Raw genomic sequence first — 25,343 nt, 5'->3', positions numbered from 1 at the left:
ACCTCGAAATGTCTATTTATGTCTATAGTACTTCTTATCTAGACTAATGAAAAATAGTTAATTTCTTTCTGAGGGCATAGTTTAAGACTATATAAGGTTTTACCCTGCAAAATGATACTTCCTATGGTAAAATGGAAAAAAACGATGAAGGTTGAGAACATGCAAAAAACATTCTTTATTATTAAACCAGATGCTGTTAAACGCCATCTAATTGGTCAAGTGATTGATCGTATTGAACGTCGTGGCTTCGTTATTGAGCGTATGGAGATGCTGATGCTTGACGAAGAACGTCTTAAAGAACATTATGCCCAATTGGTTGATAAACCATTTTTCCCTAGTATTGCAGAATTCATGATGAGTGGCTCGGCAGTTATTGGTATTATGTCTGGCCCTGGTGTTATCAAGTCATGGCGTGATATGATGGGAGCAACCAATCCGGGTGATGCTGCACCTGGAACGATTCGTGGAGACTTTGCAACAGCACCAGATGGGGATATGATTTCGAATATCGTTCATGGCTCTGATTCAGAAGAATCTGCGGCTCGAGAAATTCAGATTTGGTTTGGTGAGTAAGATGGATTTAGTACAGATTCAATCTGATTTAGCTAAGGGTGGACTGTTAATTGATGTCAGGAGTCCAGAAGAGTATGCAGAAGGTCATGTAAAGGGTGCTCGCTTAATACCTCACACCCAGTTTTTCTCTGCTGACATTCTAGCTGAAAAAGACGCTTCCATTTACCTCTATTGTAAAATGGGACCTCGTGCAGAATTTGCTGCATCAGTTCTTAAAGAGCGAGGCTATACTAAGGTGACTAACTTGGGTGGCTTGGACGATATGGAAGCACTAGGTTTTGAATTTGAAGAATAATAGGAATAAGGTCACCCAAGGGTGGTCTTATTTGTTTTCAGAAAAGTTTGATAATTACTTGACAACGTTTTCATAAAGGAGTAGAATTTTAATTGAGTTAAGACAAAGCCTATGAAAATGACTTTGCCAGAACTTGACTAACTTATCGTATTCCAATTGAGATAAGGCTTCTTATTAAGCTAGTGACTCTAATTGGTAGAGGAGGATTTCGTATGTCAAAAGTTGCTATTGTTACAGGTGCAGGTCAAGGTATTGGTTTTGCGATTGCAAAACGTTTGGTTGAAGATGGTTTTAAAGTCGGAGTATTGGACTACAACGCTGAAACTGCAGAAAAAGCGGTTGCTGAATTGTCAGCAGATAAAGCATTTGCAGTTGTAGCTGATGTATCTAAACAAGCTGAAGTAGCAGCTGCTTTCCAAAAAGTTGTTGATCACTTTGGCGATTTGAATGTTGTTGTTAATAATGCCGGTGTGGCTCCAACAACACCTCTTGATACAATTACTGAAGAACAGTTCCAACGTACATTTAACATCAATGTCGGTGGTGTTATTTGGGGTGCTCAAGCTGCACAAGCACAATTTAAAGCACTCGGTCATGGTGGTAAAATCATCAATGCAACATCTCAGGCTGGTGTCGTTGGTAACCCTAACTTGACTGTATATGGTGGTACTAAATTCGCAGTGCGTGGTATTACTCAAACTTTGGCGCGTGATTTGGCTGATTCAGGCATCACTGTCAATGCTTATGCACCAGGTATCGTTAAGACTCCAATGATGTTTGACATTGCCCACGAAGTTGGTAAAAATGCTGGTAAAGATGATGAATGGGGTATGCAAACTTTTGCTAAAGATATTACCCTCAAACGTTTGTCTGAACCTGAAGACGTAGCAGCAGCAGTTAGCTTCCTTGCTGGACCTGACTCAAACTACATCACAGGTCAAACTATCATCGTTGATGGTGGTATGCAATTCCATTAAGATTGAAAGGGAGAGCGAAAGGCTCTCTTTTTTGCTTGATAAAACATAATATTTCTGATAATATAATCGTAATTAATTATGATTTGAGAGGAGCCTTCCTATGTCAGACATTTTACACTATATTGTTGAGCATCCATTTTATTGCCTTATTCTATTAGGAGTTGTTGTACTAGCCTGTGGTTTAGGTCCATTTTCAAGTAGTTCAACAGAAAACAAGCGTTCAGCAATTATTAATAAGCACTACAACGATACTTTTAAGAAATAATAAGGACTAAATGCAGTCAGAAAGCAGATATTAGAGATAGGCAAAAGCCTGTCTTTTTTGTATAATAGAAGGTAACGATTAGTTTTTTTATAATCACAAGTAAGAACTAGGAAAGATAAAAATGCCAAATATTGAAGAATTAAAACAACGACAGGAGAAGATTCGTAACTTCTCTATTATTGCCCATATTGACCATGGGAAATCAACGCTTGCTGACCGTATCTTGGAAAAGACTGAAACAGTGTCAAGTCGTGAGATGCAGGCGCAACTCCTTGATAGCATGGACCTTGAGCGTGAACGTGGAATCACTATTAAACTAAATGCCATTGAGCTTAACTATACTGCTAAAGATGGCGAAACATACATTTTCCACCTTATCGACACACCGGGACACGTGGACTTTACTTATGAGGTGTCACGTTCTCTTGCTGCCTGTGAGGGTGCCATCTTGGTGGTGGATGCAGCTCAAGGAATTGAAGCACAAACACTTGCCAATGTTTACTTGGCACTAGATAATGACTTGGAAATCTTACCAGTTATCAATAAAATTGACCTTCCAGCTGCAGATCCTGAGCGTGTGCGTACAGAGGTTGAAGATGTTATCGGACTAGATGCTTCTGAGGCTGTGCTTGCGTCAGCTAAGGCTGGTATTGGTATTGAAGAGATTCTCGAACAAATCGTTGAGAAAGTTCCTGCACCTCAAGGTGATGTTGAAGCGCCTCTCCAAGCCCTTATCTTTGACTCTGTTTACGATGCTTACCGTGGGGTTATCCTCCAAGTGCGTGTGGTTAACGGAATGGTTAAACCAGGCGATAAGATTCAAATGATGTCTAATGGTAAGACCTTTGATGTTACTGAGGTTGGTATCTTCACACCTAAAGCTGTTGGTCGTGATTACCTTGCGACAGGAGATGTTGGTTATATCGCAGCCTCAATTAAGACTGTTGCGGATACCCGTGTCGGTGATACCGTGACACTTGCAGATAATCCAGCTGCAGAGCCACTCCATGGCTATAAGCAAATGAACCCAATGGTGTTTGCAGGTCTTTACCCAATTGAATCAAATAAGTATAACGACTTGCGTGAAGCCCTTGAAAAACTCCAGTTGAACGATGCCAGTCTTCAGTTTGAGCCTGAAACGTCTCAAGCCCTTGGTTTCGGTTTCCGCTGTGGTTTCTTGGGTCTTCTTCACATGGATGTTATCCAAGAGCGCTTGGAACGTGAGTTTAACATCGACCTCATCATGACAGCACCATCGGTAGTTTACCATGTTAATACTACTGACGGTGAGATGCTTGAAGTGTCTAACCCTTCAGAGTTCCCAGATCCTACACGTATTGATGCTATTGAAGAGCCTTATGTTAAAGCTCAAATCATGGTTCCTCAAGAATATGTTGGTGCGGTTATGGAGTTGGCACAACGTAAACGTGGTGATTTTGAAACCATGGAATACATTGATGATAATCGTGTGAACGTTATCTATCAAATTCCACTTGCTGAAATCGTCTTTGATTTCTTTGATAAATTGAAATCATCTACACGTGGTTATGCAAGCTTTGACTATGAATTGTCAGAATACCGTCGTTCACAATTGGTGAAAATGGATATTCTCCTTAATGGTGACAAGGTCGATGCCCTTAGCTTCATCGTCCACAAGGAATTTGCCTATGAGCGTGGAAAACTTATCGTTGATAAGCTTAAGAAAATTATTCCACGTCAACAATTCGAGGTGCCTATCCAAGCGGCTATCGGTCAAAAAATCGTTGCCCGCACAGATATCAAAGCCCTTCGTAAAAACGTCTTGGCTAAGTGTTACGGTGGTGACGTTTCACGTAAACGTAAACTTCTCGAAAAACAAAAAGCTGGTAAGAAACGTATGAAAGCCATCGGTTCGGTTGAAGTCCCACAAGAAGCCTTCTTGTCAGTACTTTCAATGGACGAAGATGAGAAATAAGAGTAATAGTCAGAATGTGATGTTCTGGCTATTTTTGTAAAAAAGTTATGATAAAGAAGATTTTAAGATTTCCTTTCTCGAAGCGTGGAAGGATTTATACTGCGACTCTACTCACACTTTTCTTTTTAGGAAATGCTTATGTCAAACATAAATTTCACGAAAAAGCTGTAGAGGAATTACAGATTGCTTTAAAAGCGGATAAGGTAACTGACAATGAGATTTTTGGCAGCCGCCATCAGTATGTTGCCATTAGTCAGGAAGAACCTACTTACTATAATTCTGAAGATAACGTAGCGACTGAGTTGATTGGTAGAAATCATTTTGTTCGCTATTACGATACCATGAGTAGTCTGCATCAAGCTCATTTGGTAGTTTATGATATTAACAAAGATTTTAAAAAGAAAATTATTAATTTGACCCCATATTTGAAGAAAATAAAAGATTTTAAAGATATTAAGGAGTTGGTTGTGTCTTTAAGAGCGATTGATGGTTACGATTATGTTTTCTTGGAGAATTCTCAAAACGATAAGCAATTTGCTTACAATTTAGATACGAATCAATTTTTAACTAGAGACCTACCAGATTATTCTTACAGTAAGGATGAAATGCTTTATTTTGGTGATAAGAGTTCTGCTCGTAATCAGGTGAATGATAGCAACATGTGGGGATATTTAAAGAGAGAAGGAAACTTGGATGAGCTTTTAAGAATGTCTCCTGCTCAAACAAACAATCATTTATCAGCTCATCTAAATGTGATCCTAGAGATTGATAATGTAGATACTTCAAAACAAGAGAATCAAATTAATCTATTTAATGAAAATTCTGAAGTTAAGCCTATTTACGAAGAGGCTGTTAATCAGACAACAACAAACAGTAATACCTTAAAGAAATTTAAAGTATTGACCCGTCAAGGTAAGGAGGGAGATTTTCCGGTCGGTCCAACTGAGCCAGTGAAAAGCAGCCTACCTAATAAACCAAGCCAGCCAAAGAAAGTTCCAGAATTTAATGTTTTTCCTGATTCTATTTTTCCTATTAAACCTTTAAGTTTTAGTGACATTCTTAATAAGAAGGCAGAACAAGACTATCAGAAAGATTATCGAGCTTACGAAAAAGCACGTCAAAAAGCCCAAAAAGATTATGATAGGAAATATGATGCCTATAAAAAGAAATTGGCTCAATATGAGTCCTATAGAGATAGAGAGTACGACAAACAATCACAAATCTATTTTTCCCCTGAAGAGCAGACCAATGATATTTTACATTGGTTGGGAACAAATGGAGAGCAAGCAATTGTAATTTCTGTAGAGGACGGTGCTGGTATTAGGAAGGAAATTCATTCGTTTGCTGATATTAAGGAGTGGGTAGATAAACATGATTATGATTCCAGTATTAAGTCAGACTTTAGAGACTACAAAGGGGGCGACTAAGTATTCTTGAATGTCTATGTGGCTTCTACAAACCCATCACAAGCATTTTTCTCAGCTTTAGGCTATAATAGACAAAAAGGAATCTTGGGAGGGCCACTATGGATATCATGAGTTTTATCCCCAGTCAGCGACAGGCTATTCTGGAGCGTTTTCAGCAAGTGGAGGCCTTGGGGTTAGGCGCAGTTCGTATTGAGTTGAAGGTTGCGAATCCTGTTGGCATCATCTATGAATGCTACATTTTGGCAGGGGAGAATTATTTTTCTGATCAAGCAGTGATTTCCTTCCGCATTCTCTATGAAAAGGACTTGGAACGCATTTCTTTGGATGTCGTAGATATCCCTGATCGCTCAAGCTTGTCTAATTATCTCCAGTTAATAGAGATTTTTGAAGGCTTGCAAAATTATCTTAATCGAGAGTTTGCTAAGGTAAAAAATTCATGAACATCTGATAGTAATCGGGTGTTTCTTTTTGCGATGGAAGTTCAAAATTTCACAATCTTTTTTTCACAAGATTGTCTGAAAACTGTGCTATAATGATAACAGAATTGTGAAGTGATAAAAGTTTGTGAAAAAACGAGCAGACTTTGACACTTTGTGACTTATACTTGAAAGGAAAATTGGCTCTATCATTTTAGGGCCAGAAGGACTGTGTTCATGTCAGAAGAAAAGCAATTGTATGGTGCGGATTTAGTGGTTGATAGTTTGATCAACCATGATGTTGATTATGTCTTTGGGATTCCAGGTGCAAAAATCGATAGGGTTTTTGATACCTTGGAAGATAAGGGACCTGAATTGATTGTTGCCCGTCATGAGCAAAATGCTGCTTTTATGGCTCAAGGTGTTGGACGTATCACAGGGAAACCCGGTGTAGTATTGGTAACATCTGGTCCAGGTGTCTCAAATTTGGCTACTGGTTTGGTAACAGCGACAGATGAAGGAGATCCTGTTCTTGCTATTGGTGGTCAGGTTAAGCGTGCAGATCTTTTGAAACGTGCCCATCAATCAATGAATAACGTTGCTATGCTTGAACCGATTACCAAGTATGCTGCTGAAGTACATGATGCTAATACCCTTTCTGAAACGGTTGCTAATGCCTATCGCCATGCTAAGTCAGGGAAACCGGGTGCAAGCTTTATTTCAATTCCTCAAGACGTGACTGATGCTCTGGTCAGTGTTAAGGCTATCAAGCCTATGACGGATCCAAAACTTGGTTCAGCATCTGTTTCTGATATTAACTATCTCGCACAGGCGATAAAAAATGCCGTATTGCCAGTCTTACTTTTAGGGAACGGCGCTTCATCAGAAGCTGTAACTTACTCTATTCGCCAGATTTTGAAACATGTTAAATTACCAGTTGTTGAAACTTTCCAAGGTGCTGGTATCGTGTCACGTGACCTTGAAGAGGATACTTTCTTTGGTCGTGTAGGTCTTTTCCGTAACCAACCGGGGGACATGTTGCTTAAGAAGTCGGACTTGATTATTGCCATTGGTTATGACCCAATTGAGTATGAAGCACGTAACTGGAATGCTGAAATTTCAGCACGTATTATCGTAATTGATGTTGAACCTGCTGAGGTGGATACTTACTTCCAGCCAGAACGTGAATTGATTGGTAATGTAGAAGCAACCTTAGATTTGCTCTTGCCAGCTATTCAAGGCTACAAATTACCTGAAGGATCAGTTGAATATCTAAAAGGGTTAAAAAATACAGTCGTCGAAGATGTTAAATTTGACCGTCAGCCTGAAGAAGGTACCGTACACCCACTCGATTTAATTGAAGTTTTACAAGAACAAACGGATGATGATATGACAGTTACCGTTGACGTTGGTAGTCACTATATCTGGATGGCTCGCTATTTCAAATCTTATGAACCACGTCATTTGCTTTTCTCAAATGGGATGCAAACTTTGGGGGTTGCTCTTCCGTGGGCCATCTCTGCAGCTTTGGTTCGTCCTAAGACAAAAGTCATTTCTGTTTCTGGCGACGGTGGTTTCCTTTTCTCAGCACAAGAATTGGAGACAGCAGTTCGATTGAAATTGCCAATTGTCCATATTATCTGGAATGATGGGCATTATAATATGGTGGAATTCCAGGAAGAAATGAAGTACGGTCGTTCATCTGGGGTTGACTTTGGTCCTGTAGATTTTGTAAAATATGCTGAGAGCTTTGGAGCGAAAGGTTATCGTGCAACAAGTAAAGAGGAGTTTTCTAGCTTGCTCCAAGAAGCCTTGGCTCAAGCTGTAGATGGACCAGTCCTTATTGATGTTCCAATCGACTATAAAGATAATATTAAACTCGGCGAAACTATTTTGCCAGATGAATTTTACTAAAAAGAGGGTGTAGACATGTCTGAAGCCATAAAATTATTTCAATATAATACTTTGGGAGCCTTGATGGCTGGGCTTTATGGAGGTACTTTAACAGTTGGAGAATTGTTGGAGCATGGAGACTTGGGTCTTGGAACATTAGATTCTATTGATGGGGAGTTGATTGTTCTTGATGGTAAAGCCTATCAAGCTAAAGGCTCTGAAGGTAAAGTCGAAGTGGTAGAAGTTTCTCCAGATGAAAAAGTTCCCTATGCAGCAGTCGTACCTCACCAAGCTGAAGTTATCTTCCGTCAACGTTATGAAATGACTGATAAAGAACTTGAGGATCGTATTGAATCTTACTATGATGGGGTTAATCTCTTCCGTTCTATCAAAATTAAGGGTCATTTTAAACACATGCACGTCCGCATGATTCCTAAATCAAATGCGGATATTAAGTTTGCTGATGTTGCCACTCGCCAACCTGAGTACGAGGTAGATGATATTTCAGGTACCATCGTTGGTATTTGGACGCCAGAAATGTTTCACGGTGTGAGTGTTGCTGGTTATCACCTTCATTTTATTTCAGACGACTTGACATTCGGTGGTCACGTTATGGACTTTGTTATTGAAAATGGTATTATCGAAGTTGGTCCAGTTGACCAACTCGACCAACGTTTCCCAGTTCAAGACCGTCAGTATCTCTTTGCTAAATTCAATGTCGATGAGATGCGTGAAGATATTACCAAGGCTGAATAAAATATTTTAAAGCTATCAATCGATTATAGTTAGAACTTTCCTTGATGATTAGGAAAGTTTTTTTGTTTTTATAATTATTTCGATATCGAAATAATTGACAGATGTAACGAACAGTGATACAATGACTGTGATATTTCGATATAGAAATAAAAAGGAGACAAAATGGACAAGATGCAAGGGGGATACCAAGCTTTACAGATACGCTTGTTGAATGGGCGTATCTTTCAAAAACTCTTGAGCAAGGAACCAGATGCTCAATACAGAAGTGAACAGGGGAAAATTTTAACAGTCTTATGGCAAAAAGAGCAAGGAAGGGCAACTGCAACTGATATTGCTCTAACAACGGGACTAGCTAATAACACATTGACTAGCATGATAAAGAAGTTGGTCGAGCAAGGCTTGGTTAAGATTGAACAGAGTGACCAGGACAAGCGCAAGAAGTTTGTAGTCTTGACGGATTTAGGTTGGACGCAAAAAGAAATTGGAGATCGCGTCAGTCAGGAACTGGGAGAGATATTCTACCAAGGCTTTTCGGATAACGAAATCCAAGAATTTGAGGAGTATCAAGAGCGTATAATCTCAAATCTAAAAGCTAAAGAGAAAGAACTTTAAAAAAATAGGGAGTACCTTATGAAAGCAGTTGTTGTGAGCAGTCCAGGTGGACCAGAGGTATTAGAAGTTGTCGAACGACAAAAACCAATTTTGAAGGCCGGTTGGACCTTGGTGAAAATTCAAGGATTTGGTATCAATCACAGTGAAATTTTTACCCGTCAGGGTTTATCGCCGTCAGTTCAATTTCCTCGTGTGTTAGGAATTGAGTGTGTCGGTCTTGTGGAACAAACGACACGACCGGATTTGAAGATTGGACAGCAAATCATTTCCATTATGGGGGAGATGGGGCGAGTTTTTGATGGAGGTTATGCAGAGTATACACTTCTCCCAAATGAGCAAATTTATCCAATCAAGACAGAACTTGATTTGGAAAGCTTGATTGCCCTTCCTGAGACCTATTACACAGCTTTTGGCTCTTTTCTTAATCTCAAGATTGAGGAGAAAGATTGCGTGTTAGTTCGCGGAGCAACCAGTGGTGTAGGAATTGCTTTTGCTAAACTGCTTAAAGGAAAATTTCCTGAGATTCACTTGGTAGGAACTAGCCGAAATTTAGCCAAGGAAGACCAATTGAAGGTGGTTGGATTTGATCAGGTGATTTTGGAGAAGGATGGCGTTTTGCAAAGTGAGGAGTCTTTCACAAAAATTCTAGATCTAGTGGGACCTCGCCATATCAAAGATAGTATCCATCACTTAAGTGAAGGAGGAATTATCTGCTCTTGTGGTCAATTAGGTGGTCAGTGGACCTTGGCTGATTTTGATCCAATTGTTGAATTGGCGAAGAATGTTTATTTAACGACCTTTTATTCGGGGAATGTTTCAAATGAAATGCTCCAAGAGTTGATTGATTTTGTGGAATTGTATCAAGTGGATGTCCGGCCTGAGAAGGTTTATAAGCTAGAAGAGATACAAGAAGCGCACACCTATCTTGAAAGTAGCCAGTCCTTCGGGAAAGTAATTGTGAAAATTGAGGAATAATATGATTGAATATAAAAATGTAGTCCTGCGCTACACGGATACAGACATTTTAAAAGATGTCAATCTCCGCATTGAAAATGGAGAATTCATGGTGCTAGTGGGTCCTTCAGGGTCTGGAAAGACCACTATGCTCAAGATGATCAATCGTCTTTTGGAGCCGACAGATGGCAATATTTATATGGACGGAAAACGCATCAAGGACTATGATGAACGAGGGTTACGTCTTTCTACTGGTTATGTTTTGCAGGCCATTGCCCTCTTTCCAAATCTAACTGTCGCTGAGAATATTGCTTTAATTCCAGAGATGAAAGGGTGGACTAAAAGACAAATAGCCACTAAAACTGAAGAACTCTTGGACAAGATTGGTCTGCCTGCTGCAGAGTATGCAAATCGTAAGCCAAGTGAGTTATCTGGTGGGGAGCAACAACGGATTGGGATTGTGCGGGCCATCATTGCAGAGCCAAAGATTCTATTGATGGACGAGCCCTTTTCAGCCTTGGATGCTATTTCTCGCAAACAGCTACAGGCTCTCACCAAAGACTTGCACAAAGAATTTTGTATGACGACTATTTTCGTGACCCATGACACAGACGAAGCCTTAAAATTAGGGGACAGGATTGCAGTGTTGCAAGAAGGAGAGATTGTGCAGGTAGCGGATTCTGATACCATTCTAGCCCAACCAGCCAACGACTTTGTGGCAGATTTGTTTGGAGGTGCTCACCATGTCTAAACTACTTGCAACCTTTCAAGAGCGTTTTGGAGACTGGCTCACAGCCCTTTGCCAACACTTGCAACTGTCGTTACTGACCTTGCTCCTTGCGATTTTTCTGGCGGTCCCTCTGGCTATTTATTTAAGTACACGCAAGAGAGCCAGCAACTGGGTTTTACAGGTAGCTGGGATCTTCCAGACCATTCCTTCCATGGCCCTTTTGGGGCTCTTCATTCCCATCATGGGGATTGGGACACTTCCGGCCTTGACAGCTCTCGTCATCTATGCCATTTTCCCCATCCTTCAAAATACCATCACCGGTTTACAAGGGATTGACCCAAGCCTTGAAGAAGCGGGAATCGCCTTTGGGATGACCAAGTGGGAGCGACTCAAGAAGTTCGAGATTCCCTTGGCCATGCCCGTTATCATGTCTGGGATTCGGACAGCAGCTGTGATGATTATCGGGACGGCTACCCTAGCTGCCTTGATTGGAGCAGGGGGACTCGGTTCCTTTATCCTTCTAGGGATTGACCGCAATAATGCCAGTCTGATTTTGATTGGTGCCCTGTCTTCTGCCTTCTTAGCCATCGCCTTTAACCTTCTTCTCAAATGGATGGAAAAGGCCAAATTGCGGACCATCTTTGCGGCTTTTGCGGTAATGCTTATTGGATTAGGAGTATCTTATACGCCAAGTCTTCTTCCCAAACCGGAAAAAGAAAATCTGGTCATCGCTGGGAAGTTGGGTCCTGAACCGGAAATTCTAGCCAATATGTACAAGATTTTGATCGAAGAAAACACGGACATGACAGTGACTGTTAAACCAAATTTTGGTAAGACTACCTTCCTCTATGAAGCACTGAAAAAAGGGGATATTGCTATCTATCCAGAGTTTACAGGGACCGTGACCGAAAGTCTCCTCAAGCCGGCGCCGCAAGTCGACCATGATCCAGAAGCAGTCTACAAAGCAGCTCGAGATGGAATCAAGAAACAAGACAACCTAGCCTTGCTCAAACCCATGGCTTATCAGAATACCTATGCTGTCGCTGTGCCTAAGAAAATTGCCCAAGAGTATGGCCTCAAGACCATTTCAGATTTGAAAAAGGTGGAAGGACAACTCAAGGCGGGATTTACGCTAGAGTTTAATGATCGAGAGGATGGGAACAAGGGCTTGCAGAAAGTCTATGGTCTTAATCTACAAGTCTCCACCATGGAGCCAGCCCTTCGCTACCAGGCGATCCAGTCTGGTGAAATCCAGATAACAGATGCCTACTCAACGGATGCCGAGCTTGCTCGCTATGACCTTGTGGCCCTAGAGGATGACAAACAACTCTTCCCGCCATATCAAGGGGCTCCCCTCATGAAAGAAGCTCTTCTTAAGAAACATCCAGAATTGGAAGGCATTCTAAACAAGTTAGCTGGTAAAATCACAGCAGAGCAAATGAGCCAGATGAACTACCAAGTCGGAGTAGAAGGTAAACCGGCTGCCCAAGTCGCACATGATTTCTTGGTAAAAGAAGGTGTTATTAAGAACTAATGAAAAATTTGCACAAAAAGTAACTTTTTCAATTAACTTTTTTAGTTACTATTTGTCTGTTTTCTATCCTATTTTCAGATATAATAAAGATAACAAATTAAGGAGCCCTTCATGTCAATAAGTCAATATACCATCCCACAATTTATCGTTGATGCTTTTACAGATACTGTTTTTAAAGGAAACCCGGCTGCTGTTTGTCTTCTGGACGAATGGTTGTCGGATAATACCTTACAGAATATTGCCAAAGAAAACAATCTTTCAGAGACAGCTTTTACGGTTAAAAATGGTGACCACTATGAATTACGTTGGTTTACTCCCGGTGGGGAAATCGATTTGTGTGGTCATGCTACCTTGGCAACAGCCTTTGTTCTCTTTCGATTTATTGAAAAGGATGTTGAAAGTTTAACTTTTGCAACACAGAGTGGGGAACTTTTAGTTACCAAAAAAGGTGAGTACTTTGAGCTGAATTTTCCAGCATATTCCATGCAACAGGTTGCGGTCACAAGTGAGATGGAAGAAGCAATCGGTGTCCATCCGCTTGAAGCATGGCTTGGAAGAGATCTAGTCTGTGTCTTACCTCATGAAAATGATGTCATTAATGCAAGTCCAGATTTTGATAAAGTAAAAGCTTTAGATGGGCTCCTCCTGAATATCACTGCCAAAGGAAGCAAGTATGATACTGTGACACGAAGTTTCGCTCCAAAATTATCAGTCAAGGAAGATCCAGTCTGTGGCTCAGGACACTGTCATGTCATTCCTTTGTGGGCTAATAAGTTGGCACAAGAAGATTTTAGGGCCTACCAAGCTTCTGAGAGAAGTGGACTTCTCATTTGTCGTTTGGAGGGCAATCGGATTTATCTTGCAGGAAAGGCTGCCCTCTATAGTCGTGGAGAAATTTATGTCATGGACTAAATTTCTGTCGATTACGAAAACGTAGAAGTATTAGTGACAGTAATGAAAACAAAATCCCAGTCGAAAGATGTCTAGCTCAGCTAGGCATTTTAAATTTCACAACATTTTTTAAAGAATTTTCAGAAAAGACTTGACAATTTTGAAAATAAGCGTATGATAAGATTATGAACTTTTAAAAATAGTAATTTTACTATATTAACTCATGTCGACTACGGATGGTATGGTAAAGTGACTATATGGTTCTAATAACTATTCTATAGAGCGTTGCGTCCGAAAGTCATTCCTGACACGGCTCTTTAAAAACAAAAGGAGAAGATTATGAAAACAGAACCGATTCATCGTACCAGTATGTGGAAATTTAAGTTAAGTGCTGCCACCATGACTTTGATTCCCGCTGCCGTGGGGATTAACTATGTTGCCAAAGCCTTGGCGGAGGGGTTAAAGTTGCCCGTTTGGCTGGGGTCTTTGGGAACCTTTCTTGCCAGCATGTTGGCTGGGCCGGTTGCCGGTGCCATCAGTGGTTTCATCAACAACGTGATCTATGGGCTGACCTTATCGCCAATTTCAACCGTGTATGCGATTACCAGCATCGGAATTGGGATTGCTGTCGGAGTTTTGCACGCCAATGGGTGGTTCTCGTCAGCGCGACGAGTATTTGTTTCTGCTATTATTATTGCCTTCGTTTCAGCTGTCATTTCAACGCCACTCAACGTCATCTTTTGGGGTGGTCAGACCGGTATCGCTTGGGGTGACTCATTGTTTGCGGTAATGGTCGCCAATCATGTACCAGTGTGGCTGGCCTCATTTACCGATGAGTTTGTCTTGGATATTTTGGATAAAGTCTGCGTGGCCTACCTGGCATTCTTCATCTATCGTCAGCTGCCGAAGCGGATGGTGCACTTCTTTAGCGGTGATAAATGATGACTGATCAAACATTGATTTCTGGAGCGCCACGGGTCAAGCTCAAGTGGTACCAGGTGATCGATCCGATTACTAAGCTCTTGTTCATCTTGGACATGACGTTGTTGAGCTTTACCAGTATGAATTTATTGCTTCAGGCCGGATTAATTCTTGTCGCAACACTGCTATTGTTATTTTCCAAATTGAGTTCTACCATCTTTAAGGCGCTGGGATTCAGCCTGTTTCTGATTTGCACCATGCTGATCATCCAAGGGTTATTTTACAGTCGGAATCAAACTGTGCTGTTTTCTGTGCTTGGGGTGTCGTTCTACAAAGAAGGCCTGATTTACGCCACCACTCTGGGTTGTCGAGTATTGGTGATTATTTTGACCAGTGGCTTTTTTATGGTGACCACGAGTATTTCAGAAAACGCGGCCTATTTGGAACTGTCCGGATTGTCTTATAAAACTGTCTACGTTCTGATGTCGGTGTGTTATATTTTACCGGAAATGATGCGCAATATGCGGAAAATCCAGCAGGCTCAAAAAGTTCGCGGAACCAATCCGCAAAAAACGTTGATTCAGAAATTAAAGTCAGTCCTGCCGGTTCTAATTCCATTGGTGATTAAGACCTTGGATCAATCGATGGCGCGGTCGATTTCTCTCCAACTGAGAGGTTTTGATAATCTCAACCGGACTGTCAGAACCTCCCAGCGCGTGTATCGCCTGTCGCGGACGCTGCACATTGGTCTGACTGGATTGGCAATTTTATTGATTGGGTGGAAGATATGGACGAAGATAAACGGATTGTAATTGAAAATTTGACTACCCGTTATCCGGGTACTGAGCAACCACAACTGCGTCAGATTAACGCGGAGGTTCATACCGGCCAGGTGGTTGGGATTATCGGGAATAGCCACTCCGGCAAATCGACTTTGTGCCATGTGCTAGCAGGGGTCATTCCCAAAATTATGTCTGCTGAGATTGAGGGCGACTGGCACATGTTTGGCCAGCGAGTGTCCGACAATTGGCCCGTTTATAATGCCATGAATGGAGTTGTACTGCAAAATCCAGCTGGCCAACTAAGCGGGTTGGCAGACACGGTTGCCGATGAAATCGCCTTTGACTTGATTAATCAGGGAATGGCTGAAGGACTGATTCAAAAACGGGTTGAAGAAGTTGCCACGCAAATGGGGCTGATTGAACAGCTGAATTTGCGTCCCGAGAGCCTTTCCGGTGGTCAGAGCCAGCGGTTGGCAATTGCCACGGCGATTGCGGCTAACCCGGCTGTTTTGATTATGGATGATCCGACCAGTCAGATGGATCCCCTTGGCCGCCGACAATTTTTCCAATGGCTGGCCCAAGTCAAAGAGACGACTGTCTTCATTGTCACCAGTGAAATTGACGATTTGTGCGAAGTCGCCGACGTTGTGTGGGTGCTGCACGAGGGTCAAATGGTAGCCCAGGGCAGGCCGGGTGAGGTGTTTAATCATTTGGCAGCTGACTGGCAGATTCCAGCCCCGACAATCCAGCAACTTGCTCAAAAAATGGATTGGCACTTGGCTGATGGCCGGTATCCGGTGAATTACGCTGATCTGAAGGAGGTTCGTTATGTCCACAATTGAACTGAACAACCTGACGTTCACTTATTCGGAACGGTCCTTTAGCTTGGATGTTGAAGACAAACACTTCGCCGATCCGATGGTGGCGATTGTCGGCCAAAATGGTGCCGGCAAATCAACGCTCTTCAAATTGTTGACGGGCTTGCTGACACCACAAACCGGTGTCATTAAGATCGATGGAGAAAATTTTAATGATCTTAAACCAGTCGAAAAGTTACTGAAGGTTGGGATTACTTTTCAGAATCCTGACGATCAGCTTTTCAATTCGACCGTTCAACGAGAGGTGGAGTGGAGTGTCGCGCAGGTCATGGATGACCACGACACGATTACGAGGCGGGCTTTAGCGGCTCTAAAAAGAGTTGGCTTAGATGATAAAACAGCTGAAAGTCCATATGACCTGTCATTGTCGGAACGCAAGCTGTTGAGCGTTGCCACAGTTTTGGCAGTGGATCCGGCGATTTATTTATTTGATGAGCCGATGATGTCGCTTGATTGGGAAAGCCGGCGCAAGTTGACCGCAATTTTCCATCAGTTGGCTGATTCGGGCCACCAAGTTGTGACCATCACCCATGACATGGATTGGGTCGCCGCCGAGTTTGAGTCGGTGTATGTTATGGAACACGGGAAGTTTGGCTTCGCCGGCAGTCCACGGGAATTGTTCAGCGATCACGAACTTGTCCAGCGAGTGGGATTACTACCACCGCGGATTATGGACATAGCGGAGTCGTTGGGTGATTCACAGACATATTTATCGGTTAATGATTATTGCCAGAAAAATCGAGATGTATAGAAAAAGTCACCTCTGCGGGTTTTCCAGGTTGAAGGATTAACTTCAACTTCTGGCAAGAACTCACATGGGTGACTTTTGTGTTTAATATTGTTTCATGATCATCGGGTGCTTCCTCAGATCACTCGGTTTGATTTTACTTTGTTTCATGGTCATAATCATATACCATTTCTTCGGTTCTTTTTATATATTCCTCGAATGGTCTCCATCCCCTTAATCGTGGATGAGGCAGTCCGGAGACTTTGATAAAATTTATTCCGTCGCTTAATTGGCCTATGATCTTGTTCTATTAAATTGTTCAGATACTTCACAGTTCGATGTTCTGTTTTGGTGTATAATCCGTTTCTCTGTAACTTTCTAAATGCAGATCCTATAGAGGGTGCTTTATCTGTTAAGATGACTCTAGGTTGTCCAAATTGTTTATGGAGTCGCTTTAAGAAAGCATACGCCGCCTGAGTATCTCGTTTCTTTCGTAACCAGATATCCAATGTTAAACCGTCCGCATCAATCGCTCGATAGAGATAATGCCAACGCTCCTTAATTTTGATATAGGTTTCATCCATTTTCCACGAATAGAAGGACTGTTTATTTTTCTTTTTCCAGAGATGATAGAGGATTTTACTGTATTCTTGAACCCACCGATAAATCGTAGTGTGACAAACATTTATTCCACGGTCATAAAGCAATTCCTGAACTTCACGATAGCTCAGATTGTAACGTAGGTAATAACCAACAGCGACAATGATGACGTCTTGTTGGAATTGTTTGCCTTTAAAATGATTCATCTCTCAAGCCCTACTAACCTTTTTTCTGCTCTTTGAGAAGCTGAAGGTCGTGCCAGTAACTATCCCTTTGGTCTGATCAATTCCGTCATTTAACTTTTGCTTGCCCTTCAAAAAGGCTTCTACGGTGAGGTTTTGACAACACTCTATTTCACCATCATGCAGCCGATTGGTCTCTTGGTTTGGATTTATCAAGCCCAATTCAAAAAAGAACAGCAGGAATTTGTTGCTCGTAAATTGGATGCAGTGGGTTGGATCAAGTACCTATCAATTAGTATACTTTGGTGGTTAACCTTTGGTTTCATTTACCTTATCAACAGTCTCGTTGGTTGGTACCAATGAAGTAAGGCAGCTAAGAAAGCTTAGTACTTATGTTTATCAATTAAAAAGAGGATCCAGTAGGGTCCTCTTTTTGAGTTTATTTCTCTTATGTAGAAGCTAGTGACGATGCTTATCACATTTAGAATAAAGATAGTAATGTACGTTTACCTAAATCCTTAAAAAGACCTAGATTGGTACTCTAGGCCTTTTTGTATTGTATTATAGAAATGAGAATTACATGTTATTGGAATAGAAATAGCCAAACATATAGCAAAAAAGTAATAATCAAGTCAATCACAAAACGAATTTGGTGGTGTGATTTGTTGAAGTTTTTGTTATTTTGACCATTCAGGAGAGCGCCCCCGCAAATTGTCGAGCTAGCAAATAGCCATATATAAAATGCTAAGGTACGATTAACCATAACAAGAAGAAGGGCTGAGAGACAAGCAATGGCACCAACGATAATAAATCCGATTCCTAAGCTTTTTTTGCCTTTTAGAATAGCTGATAGTGCAGCAACAAGATGAAGCAGGACAAAAGTAAGGGCTAAGAAGACTGTGATGATGCTAAAGATGAGATAAAGTGACATAGATGTTTCCTTTCTTAGCTATAATTGACTGAGAGCTATTTTTTATGACTGATTTTATTAAGAATCATAAATGACACTACAAGATTTAAAACGATAACCAATAAGGTAAATAGAGAGTAACCATAAAGTATGATTGGAAATTCATTTTTGAGATTGCATAGAGTAAACAAACTCGTTAGAATTCCCGTCAACAATCCAGGCACATATTTTCTAATAATGATTGTCTGAATCAGATGTCCGAATACATGGAAGATATAAGCGATTATGATGGTTGCGTAAATGGTATAGTTGTTAAACTGGTAACTAAGATATAGCGACGTCATAAGGATGAGAAATTGCTCCAAGACAATAAAGTTGAAAGCAAAAGGAGTGTAATAAGATAGGATTCGATTGTTTGGATATTGGATTGATATTTTTTTGACAAAGGATGGCATCCAAACGATTTCTTCGAGTTCGTGAAGCATGAATAGGGCTGGAAATACAAAATAAAATTGCACGATGGACATTGAAGACACGCCTTTCTAGTTAGTACCCACTTTTAAAATCTCCAAATAAAACTGGATCACTTCTTGTTCCGTGTAGGACTTGCCTTTTTTCAACCACCAGCTGAGGGTTTCGATGAAATGGCTGACGACCAGGTGTTTGAGGTAGGAGTGAGGGATGGTTGGATGGGACTTGATAAGTTCGTCGGCTACCATTGGGTAGACATCGTGTTCTAGTTCTTTTTGTAGCTGACGGATAAAATAATCGTTTTTAGAGAGCAAAAGACTGGTTACATGGTCTTGATTTTTTTTGAAATGCTGAAAGATATGAGCTAGATAGTCTTGTGGTGAGAGGTGTTCAGCACGCTCAAAGAGATGGTGAAAGAGCTTTTGACAGAGTTCATCTAGCAATAGTTCCTTACTCTCGTAATGGCTGTAAAAGGTTGAGCGCCCCACATCAGCAAGGTCAATGATTTCCTGAACGGTGATGGCCTCGTAGTCTTTTTGGTTGAGTAATTGTAAAAAAGCATTATAGATGGCTTTTCGAGTCTTAGTAATACGACGATCCTGAGCGGTCATATGGACACTTTGAACAAACTGTTCAGTAACGTACACCCTAAACGGTTTGCCCCTATCCTTTCTGTTGATAGTAGTGGATAATAGATAATGAACAAGATGTTCATAAATCTATTATATCAGAGGATTTAGGATTATGAAGACAAAACATGCGGTCTGGCTGGCTTTTTTCTTGAATTTAGGCTATGCCATTGTTGAGTTTATTGCAGGAGGGATTTTTGGATCCAGCGCAGTCCTGGCTGATTCCGTCCATGATTTGGGAGATGCGATTGCTATTGGGATTTCTGCCTTTTTGGAGAGCATTTCAAATCGTGAAGAAGATAGCCACTATACCTTGGGCTACAAGCGCTTTAGCCTTTTGGGGGCCATGGTAACGGCAGTGATTCTCATGACAGGGTCCGTTTTAGTTATTTTGGAAAATATAACGAAACTCTTTCATCCACAACCTGTCAACGATGAGGGCATTCTCTGGCTTGGAATCATTGCAGTCAGCATTAATGTATTGGCAAGTCTTGTCATTCGCAAAGGGCAAACCAAGAATGAATCTATTCTTAGCCTGCATTTTCTGGAAGATACTCTGGGTTGGGTGGCTGTCATTCTAATGGCTATTGTCCTCCGATTTACCGACTGGTATATTCTGGATCCGCTCTTATCTCTTGCTATTTCCTTCTTTATTCTGTCAAAAGCCATTCCACGTTTTTGGAGTACGCTCAGGATTTTCCTAGATGCCGTGCCAGAAGGAGTGGATATCCAGCAGGTTAAGAGTGATTTGGAGCAGTTGGACTATGTGGCTAGTATCAATCAGCTTAATCTTTGGACCATGGATGGCCTGGAAAAAAACGCCATCGTCCATGTTTGTCTAGAGCATGTCAACCACATGGAGAATTGTAAAGAAGCGATTCGTACCTTGCTCAAAGATTGTGGTTTTCAAAACGTTACCATTGAGGTTGATGAAGACCTAGCCACCCACCGAGCCCATAAACGTAATATTGAGGAGTTGGAAGTGGGTCAAAATCAAGGAAATGGTCATCATCATTAAGAAACGTTATTTAAACTCTTAGAGTTTGTCTCTAGGAGTTTTTTTGATACTAAGTTAACTAAAGTAAGCCTTTTCATGATAAAATAGAACTAACGTGGAACAAGGAGTAATTATGAGTAAAAGAGCTGTATTGATGATGACTTTTGGGTCCCCAGAAGAGATTACCTATGAAGGAGTAGCAGAATTTTTCACAAATATACGACGTGGAGTTCGTCCCGAACCACATGAAATTCAGACCTTATATGACCATTACCTACGAATCGGTGGAACGCCGCTCCAAAGGATAACAAAAAAAGAAGTTGACTTGGTTGCTTCCGCTCTTGGAGAACAAGTGTCGGTTAACTTTGCAAATAAATTTTCCCGACCTTTCATCATTGATGCGATTAAAGAGATGGAGAATGACGGAATTGAAGAGTGTTTGTGTTTGATTCTAGAGCCCCATTATTCATACTATTCAGTCATGGGCTATGAAAAATTTTTAGAAAGTGATCAAATTAAGTTCCAAATTATCAAGGACTGGTACCGCGAACCTTCTCTACTTCACTATTGGGCTGATGAAATCCGAAAGATTTTAGATCAGATTGGAGACGATAGCTATAAGGTGATTTTTTCAGCCCACAGTGTCCCAGTTTTGGCACTAGATTTTGGTGACCCCTATATCGACCAGATTTATGACAATAGCCGATTGATTGCGGAGAATTTAGGACTTAGGGAAGAGCAGTACACCAATACTTGGCAGAGTGAGAGTGATATAGGTATTCCTTGGATTAAGCCTGATGTTTTAGAATATCTGCGAGATGAGAGTGACCACCCTGACCACTATATTTTTGTTCCTATTGCTTTTATTAGTGAGCATATTGAGGTTCTTTTTGACAATGATGTGGAATGTAAAGAGCTTTGCCAAGAGCTAGGTGTAGCCTATCACAGACCTCCTATGCCAAATAGCGATCCTCGTTTAATCAAGGCACTTCTTTCGACAATTCAGTCTCATATAGACGGTGACTATAGTGACTATCAACCTCAGCTGGAGACCTTTGATGAGTTGGAAGCTCCATCAAGTACAAGTCAGATTTTGGAAGAAGAGAATGATATCCAAATGCCAGATTTTGTGAAGAAGTTAATTGCCAAGAAAGGCCGAGAAAATGTAAAAATGCCTTATCTTGTCAAGAAAATGCTAGAAAAGAAGTATGGGAAAAAATATGATTAATTGCTCTTGTTTGAAAATAATTTGGAATGCTTGATTTGAGCCAGAGCTTAATTAAAAGTGTATACTAACAGTAACTAAAGAAAAAGAGGTAAACATATGAAATCTGCAGTTTACACTAAAGCTGGTCAGGTTGGTCTGGCAGAAATTGACCGCCCACAAATTGAGGCTCAGGATGATGCCATTATTCGCATTGTCCGTACCTGCGTTTGTGGATCTGACCTCTGGAGTTACCGTAATCCCGAAATCGAAGAAGGGCATAGTAATAGTGGTCATGAGGCTATCGGAATCGTCGAAGAAGTTGGTGAGGCTGTCACTACTGTAAAACCAGGTGACTTTGTCATCGCGCCTTTCACTCATGGTTGTGGAGAGTGTGATGCCTGTCGTGCTGGCTACGATGGGACGTGTGACCGCCATATTGGCACCAACTGGTCAGGTGGTGTTCAGGCTGCGTATATCCGTTTCCACTTTGCCAATTGGGCACTTGTGAAAATTCCAGGTCAACCATCAGATTACAGCGAAGGCATGCTTAAGTCACTTTTGACACTTGCTGATGTCATGCCGACCGGTTACCATGCAGCGCGTGTGGCTAATGTGCAAAAGGGTGATAAGGTGGTCGTTATCGGGGATGGTGCTGTTGGTCAATGTGCCGTGATTGCAGCTAAGATGCGTGGAGCTTCTCAAATTGTCCTTATGAGTCGCCACGAAGACCGTCAACAAATGGCCTTGGAGTCAGGCGCGACAGCAGTTGTGGCTGAGCGTGGTGAAGAAGGGATTGCCAAGGTCCGTGAAATCCTCGGGGGAGGAGCAGATGCAGCTCTCGAATGTGTTGGTACAGAAGGAGCTGTCGACCAAGCTCTCGGTGTTCTCCATAATGGCGGGCGTTTAGGTTTTGTCGGCGTTCCTCATTACAATAACCGTGCCCTTGGTTCGACCTTCGCCCAAAATATTTCAGTGGCAGGTGGAGCAGCCTCAGTTACTACCTACAACAAACAACTCTTGCTCAAGGCTGTATTGGATGGAGATATCAATCCAGGCCGAGTTTTTACGACAAGTTATAAATTGGAAGATATTAATCAAGCCTATAAAGATATGGATGAACGCAAGTCTATTAAATCTATGATTGTGATTGACTAATGAGAAAAATTCTAGTAGATGATTTCTGCTGTTATACTTGATAAAATAGTATTTGTCTAAAAACCTTTGATCTATGAAGGAGGGTGCCATGGTAAAAAAAATATCTGTTGAAGAAGTTGCAAGAAGGCGGACCTTGTTGTTTGGACTTCTTGCCGTCATTTTTGGAATTCTCATTTTTCGAAACGGTGTTAGCTTCACTAAGTTTTCCTTGGATCTATTAGCTGTTTATTTTTTAGTAGATGGACTAGGAAGCTTTCTTCTGCGCTTTATATTGCGTCGCAAGTCTATTTCCTATAGCCATTCCATTTGGTTTATTTTTCTTTCGGTTAGTTTGAGTTGGTTGAATCGATTGACCAATTTACCCGTTTCTTTGGTTGTAATTTGTTTAGGAGCTTACCAGTTGGGAACAGCTCTGGTCTATGCCATTACATTTTGGCTTTACAAGGCCAATCGTGTAAAAGGAGGCTGGATCTATTTATGGGATGCTCTTTTGAACGGGGGGATTGGTCTAGCAAGCGTCTTGGAACCTGGTTCAGATGGGCGCTTTCAATTTATCATCTTGGGGGCTTATCTGGTCTTGTTGGGGATTTCTAATATTCGAGATGGTATTTTATTTGACAAAGACCAACAAGGCCAAGAGTTAAAACGTCGCTTTCGTATTAGCCTACCGGTTATCTTTGCAGCCTTTATCCCTGCTAAGGAGTTAAAACGGTTTAACCAGTTTCTTCAAAAAGGGAGCTCGGCGGGACACACAGGCCCTTATCGATTGGTGAAAAAAGAAGAAGAGGCAAGGGAATTAGAAATTTTGGTTCATACTTCTGACAGCAACTTATTTGGAGCGATTGGGCATGTAGATATTTGTTATCAGGGGAAGGTCATTTCTTACGGAAGTTACGATCCCTTTTCAGAGCGTCTATTTGGGACGATTGGGGATGGCGTACTGTTTAAAGTGGATAAGGAACCATACATCGAACTATGTAAAAAAGAGAGTCAAAAGACGCTGTTTGGCTACAGCCTATCCCTTACCGAAGAAGAGAATCAGGCAGTAGAGAAGCGTCTAGCTGAAATTGATCAGTTGTTAGAACCTTGGGATCCACCTAGTAGGTTACTGGAAGACGGTCAGCCGACCTACGCTTACAAATTGAAATATGATTTAGGGGCTGAGCTATATAAATTTACTTCTTCGCGTTTTAAATCTTACTTTGTTCTGTCTACGAATTGCTGCCTGTTAGCAGATTCCATTGTGGGACAGGCGGGAACGGCTGTATTAGATGTGCGTGGAGTGATTGCACCAGGGACCTATCAGGATTACTTAGAATACGAATTTGAAGCTCCAAACGGGCGGGTCCATACACGAACAGTATATTAAGTAAAGAAAGACAGATTCAAAATTTTGAGAAATCTGTCTTTTCTGCACAAGATTTCTTGTAAAAAAAAAGAAAATCTTTTAAAATCTCTCAATACCTTGATACAATTGTGATTGAGTATGGTGCATAATGACTGTTACTCTATACATTAAAAAACAATAGCCACCTTTCGAACACAAAATCAGACTTGTTGAGTTCAAATTTTCCAAAATATTCTCATTGTACTGTAGAATGTTTTACACAAAAATCGTACATCACCATAAAATTACGCTTTCATTTTACCACCTTTGTCTTATCCTTTATATGTAATGAGGTAGTCATACATTGTATGTTGGTGATTTTTTATCTCTTGAATATACAATATAAGTGCAATAAAAAACTCATAGCGTTTCATTGGTGTAAACTGTAAGTAACCACACAAACAGAATCCGAGGAAAAACTATGAGCTACTTCTATCTTAACATAACCGACCGATTAGGGATTTAGTTTGATAAGCGATGGTGAGGGAATTAAAAAACTCAACAGGAGATTGTCCCTGTTGACCAGCGACAAAAAGAGCATGCTTGTATGGTTATGCTCTTTTTTAATATCAATTATTATTCAAAATATCCCAGAGTTCTTGGACAGTATCAGCTACAAAATCAGGATTTTCTGCCAAGAGGGTTTCGTTTGTCCCAAATCCCCAGGTAACAGCCAAGGTCTTGATACCAACTGTTTTTCCGCCAATCATGTCATACTTGGTGTCGCCAACAATGACAGACTGGTCCTTATTCGCATTATTTTCAGCAATAGCACGCTGCAAGACGTCAGCCTTGTGGAAAGCAGCAGGTGTGGCCCCATAGATGCCGTCAAAAAACTCAGTGATGCCAAGGTACTCGCACATTTCTAGAGCAGTAGGCTCATTTTTGGAAGTCGTGATATAGATTTTCTTATTTGGATTCTGCTTCAGTTCCCGAAGAACATCTTTTATACCATCGTAGAGATGGGCTTCAAATTGTCCTTTAGTCTCATAATAGTCACGATAAAGTTGAACAGCTTGTTCAGCACCTTCCTCGCTAATTTCTTCTTTAAAGGTAACTTCTAGAGGTGGTCCCATAAAGGTGCGAATTTTTTTATCACTAGGAACAGGAAGGCCTAGTCTTTCAAAGGTTTGAACAAAACCATTGTGGATGCCCTCGGAACTATCAACAAGAGTACCATCAAGGTCGAAGAAAATGTGTGTAAATTTCATATGATTCTC

The 25,343-nt window shown here is 41.1% G+C and carries 27 protein-coding genes and 1 pseudogene; 23 read left to right on the top strand and 5 right to left on the bottom strand.

Going from position 1 to position 25,343, the window contains the following annotated elements:
* The first annotated feature begins 159 nt into the window (after positions 1–159).
* From ndk to H7T99_RS04425, 18 genes are all read left to right on the top strand, one after another.
* Positions 160–573, top strand: coding sequence for a nucleoside-diphosphate kinase (gene ndk, locus H7T99_RS04510; RefSeq protein ID WP_171968068.1), 414 nt, complete (start codon positions 160–162; stop codon positions 571–573).
* A gap of 1 nt (position 574) precedes the next feature.
* Positions 575–868, top strand: coding sequence for a rhodanese-like domain-containing protein (locus H7T99_RS04505; protein WP_037603190.1), 294 nt, complete (start codon positions 575–577; stop codon positions 866–868).
* Between the two features lie 212 nt (positions 869–1,080).
* Entirely contained in the window at positions 1,081–1,845 is a 765-nt protein-coding gene (locus H7T99_RS04500) for a (S)-acetoin forming diacetyl reductase (protein ID WP_002883902.1), read from the top strand.
* A 100-nt stretch (positions 1,846–1,945) separates the two neighbouring features.
* Positions 1,946–2,110 (top strand): hypothetical protein, encoded by a 165-nt coding sequence (locus tag H7T99_RS04495; RefSeq protein WP_002883920.1) that lies wholly within the window; start codon positions 1,946–1,948, stop codon positions 2,108–2,110.
* 121 nt (positions 2,111–2,231) lie between these two features.
* Entirely contained in the window at positions 2,232–4,064 is a 1,833-nt protein-coding gene (gene lepA / locus H7T99_RS04490; protein WP_003092624.1) for a translation elongation factor 4, read from the top strand.
* Between the two features lie 47 nt (positions 4,065–4,111).
* Positions 4,112–5,491 carry a hypothetical protein gene (locus H7T99_RS04485; protein WP_037603193.1) on the top strand — a complete coding sequence of 460 codons (1,380 nt, stop codon included), beginning with the start codon at positions 4,112–4,114 and terminating at the stop codon, positions 5,489–5,491.
* A gap of 98 nt (positions 5,492–5,589) precedes the next feature.
* Entirely contained in the window at positions 5,590–5,931 is a 342-nt protein-coding gene (locus H7T99_RS04480) for a hypothetical protein (protein WP_037603195.1), read from the top strand.
* A 213-nt stretch (positions 5,932–6,144) separates the two neighbouring features.
* A complete protein-coding gene (gene alsS, locus H7T99_RS04475) occupies positions 6,145–7,821 on the top strand; it encodes an acetolactate synthase AlsS (protein WP_037603197.1) in 1,677 nt (558 codons plus the stop codon).
* A gap of 15 nt (positions 7,822–7,836) precedes the next feature.
* Positions 7,837–8,556, top strand: coding sequence for an acetolactate decarboxylase (gene budA / locus H7T99_RS04470; RefSeq protein WP_002891043.1), 720 nt, complete (start codon positions 7,837–7,839; stop codon positions 8,554–8,556).
* Between the two features lie 162 nt (positions 8,557–8,718).
* A complete protein-coding gene (locus H7T99_RS04465; protein WP_037603199.1) occupies positions 8,719–9,168 on the top strand; it encodes a MarR family winged helix-turn-helix transcriptional regulator in 450 nt (149 codons plus the stop codon).
* An 18-nt stretch (positions 9,169–9,186) separates the two neighbouring features.
* The gene (locus H7T99_RS04460) at positions 9,187–10,143 is read left to right on the top strand and encodes a zinc-binding dehydrogenase (RefSeq protein WP_037603200.1); all 957 of its coding nucleotides are present in this window, start codon (positions 9,187–9,189) and stop codon (positions 10,141–10,143) included.
* Between the two features lies 1 nt (position 10,144).
* Positions 10,145–10,873, top strand: coding sequence for an ABC transporter ATP-binding protein (locus H7T99_RS04455; RefSeq protein ID WP_037603202.1), 729 nt, complete (start codon positions 10,145–10,147; stop codon positions 10,871–10,873).
* The gene (locus H7T99_RS04450; protein ID WP_037603204.1) at positions 10,866–12,386 is read left to right on the top strand and encodes an ABC transporter permease/substrate-binding protein; all 1,521 of its coding nucleotides are present in this window, start codon (positions 10,866–10,868) and stop codon (positions 12,384–12,386) included. The genes H7T99_RS04455 and H7T99_RS04450 overlap by 8 nt, the downstream gene beginning before the upstream one ends.
* Positions 12,387–12,497: 111 nt before the next feature.
* Entirely contained in the window at positions 12,498–13,298 is an 801-nt protein-coding gene (locus tag H7T99_RS04445; RefSeq protein ID WP_037603206.1) for a PhzF family phenazine biosynthesis protein, read from the top strand.
* A gap of 318 nt (positions 13,299–13,616) precedes the next feature.
* Entirely contained in the window at positions 13,617–14,219 is a 603-nt protein-coding gene (locus tag H7T99_RS04440) for a membrane protein (protein ID WP_037603208.1), read from the top strand.
* Positions 14,219–15,010, top strand: coding sequence for an energy-coupling factor transporter transmembrane component T (locus H7T99_RS04435; protein ID WP_173014509.1), 792 nt, complete (start codon positions 14,219–14,221; stop codon positions 15,008–15,010). Before H7T99_RS04440 ends, H7T99_RS04435 begins: the two co-directional genes overlap by 1 nt.
* On the top strand, positions 14,986–15,822 hold the full coding sequence (locus H7T99_RS04430; protein WP_022496220.1) for an ABC transporter ATP-binding protein: 837 nt from the start codon (positions 14,986–14,988) through the stop codon (positions 15,820–15,822). Before H7T99_RS04435 ends, H7T99_RS04430 begins: the two co-directional genes overlap by 25 nt.
* On the top strand, positions 15,809–16,609 hold the full coding sequence (locus H7T99_RS04425) for an energy-coupling factor ABC transporter ATP-binding protein (RefSeq protein WP_037603212.1): 801 nt from the start codon (positions 15,809–15,811) through the stop codon (positions 16,607–16,609). Before H7T99_RS04430 ends, H7T99_RS04425 begins: the two co-directional genes overlap by 14 nt.
* Positions 16,610–16,764: 155 nt before the next feature.
* Here H7T99_RS04425 and H7T99_RS04420 read toward each other — a convergent pair whose 3' ends face one another.
* Positions 16,765–17,391, bottom strand: coding sequence for an IS6 family transposase (locus H7T99_RS04420; protein ID WP_037603214.1), 627 nt, complete (start codon positions 17,389–17,391; stop codon positions 16,765–16,767).
* Between the two features lie 39 nt (positions 17,392–17,430).
* Here H7T99_RS04420 and pnuC point away from each other — a divergent pair.
* Positions 17,431–17,697: pseudogene (pnuC, locus tag H7T99_RS04415) on the top strand (nicotinamide riboside transporter PnuC); the annotation flags it as partial.
* 253 nt (positions 17,698–17,950) lie between these two features.
* Here pnuC and H7T99_RS04410 read toward each other — a convergent pair.
* Genes H7T99_RS04410 through H7T99_RS04400 form a run of 3 tightly spaced genes read right to left on the bottom strand, consistent with a single transcriptional unit; the run spans position 17,951 to position 19,359 of the window.
* Positions 17,951–18,298 (bottom strand): hypothetical protein, encoded by a 348-nt coding sequence (locus H7T99_RS04410; RefSeq protein ID WP_037603216.1) that lies wholly within the window; start codon positions 18,296–18,298, stop codon positions 17,951–17,953.
* 35 nt (positions 18,299–18,333) lie between these two features.
* Complete coding sequence (locus H7T99_RS04405) at positions 18,334–18,804, bottom strand: HXXEE domain-containing protein (RefSeq protein WP_037603218.1); 471 nt, start codon at positions 18,802–18,804, stop codon at positions 18,334–18,336.
* A gap of 15 nt (positions 18,805–18,819) precedes the next feature.
* Entirely contained in the window at positions 18,820–19,359 is a 540-nt protein-coding gene (locus tag H7T99_RS04400; RefSeq protein ID WP_037603220.1) for a TetR/AcrR family transcriptional regulator, read from the bottom strand.
* 133 nt (positions 19,360–19,492) lie between these two features.
* On the opposite strand from H7T99_RS04400, the gene H7T99_RS04395 reads away from it, so the two are divergent.
* The 4 genes from H7T99_RS04395 (at position 19,493) to H7T99_RS04380 (ending at position 24,105) form a co-directional block, all read left to right on the top strand.
* The gene (locus H7T99_RS04395; RefSeq protein WP_037603222.1) at positions 19,493–20,395 is read left to right on the top strand and encodes a cation diffusion facilitator family transporter; all 903 of its coding nucleotides are present in this window, start codon (positions 19,493–19,495) and stop codon (positions 20,393–20,395) included.
* Between the two features lie 112 nt (positions 20,396–20,507).
* Positions 20,508–21,602, top strand: coding sequence for a ferrochelatase (gene hemH, locus H7T99_RS04390; RefSeq protein ID WP_037603224.1), 1,095 nt, complete (start codon positions 20,508–20,510; stop codon positions 21,600–21,602).
* A 96-nt stretch (positions 21,603–21,698) separates the two neighbouring features.
* Complete coding sequence (locus H7T99_RS04385; protein WP_037603226.1) at positions 21,699–22,736, top strand: zinc-binding dehydrogenase; 1,038 nt, start codon at positions 21,699–21,701, stop codon at positions 22,734–22,736.
* Positions 22,737–22,824: 88 nt separating this feature from the next.
* Complete coding sequence (locus H7T99_RS04380) at positions 22,825–24,105, top strand: hypothetical protein (protein WP_037603228.1); 1,281 nt, start codon at positions 22,825–22,827, stop codon at positions 24,103–24,105.
* A 587-nt stretch (positions 24,106–24,692) separates the two neighbouring features.
* Here the strand turns inward: H7T99_RS04380 and H7T99_RS04375 are convergent.
* Positions 24,693–25,334, bottom strand: a complete 642-nt coding sequence (locus H7T99_RS04375) for an HAD-IA family hydrolase (RefSeq protein WP_037603230.1) — start codon at positions 25,332–25,334, stop codon at positions 24,693–24,695.
* Positions 25,335–25,343 lie beyond the last annotated feature (9 nt).

It is taken from the genome of Streptococcus sp. 17.1 (assembly GCF_016648655.1).
Taxonomy (GTDB): domain Bacteria; phylum Bacillota; class Bacilli; order Lactobacillales; family Streptococcaceae; genus Streptococcus; species Streptococcus salivarius_E.
Note: the sequence above shows the minus strand (reverse complement) of the source record. Positions and strands in the feature narration are given on the sequence as shown.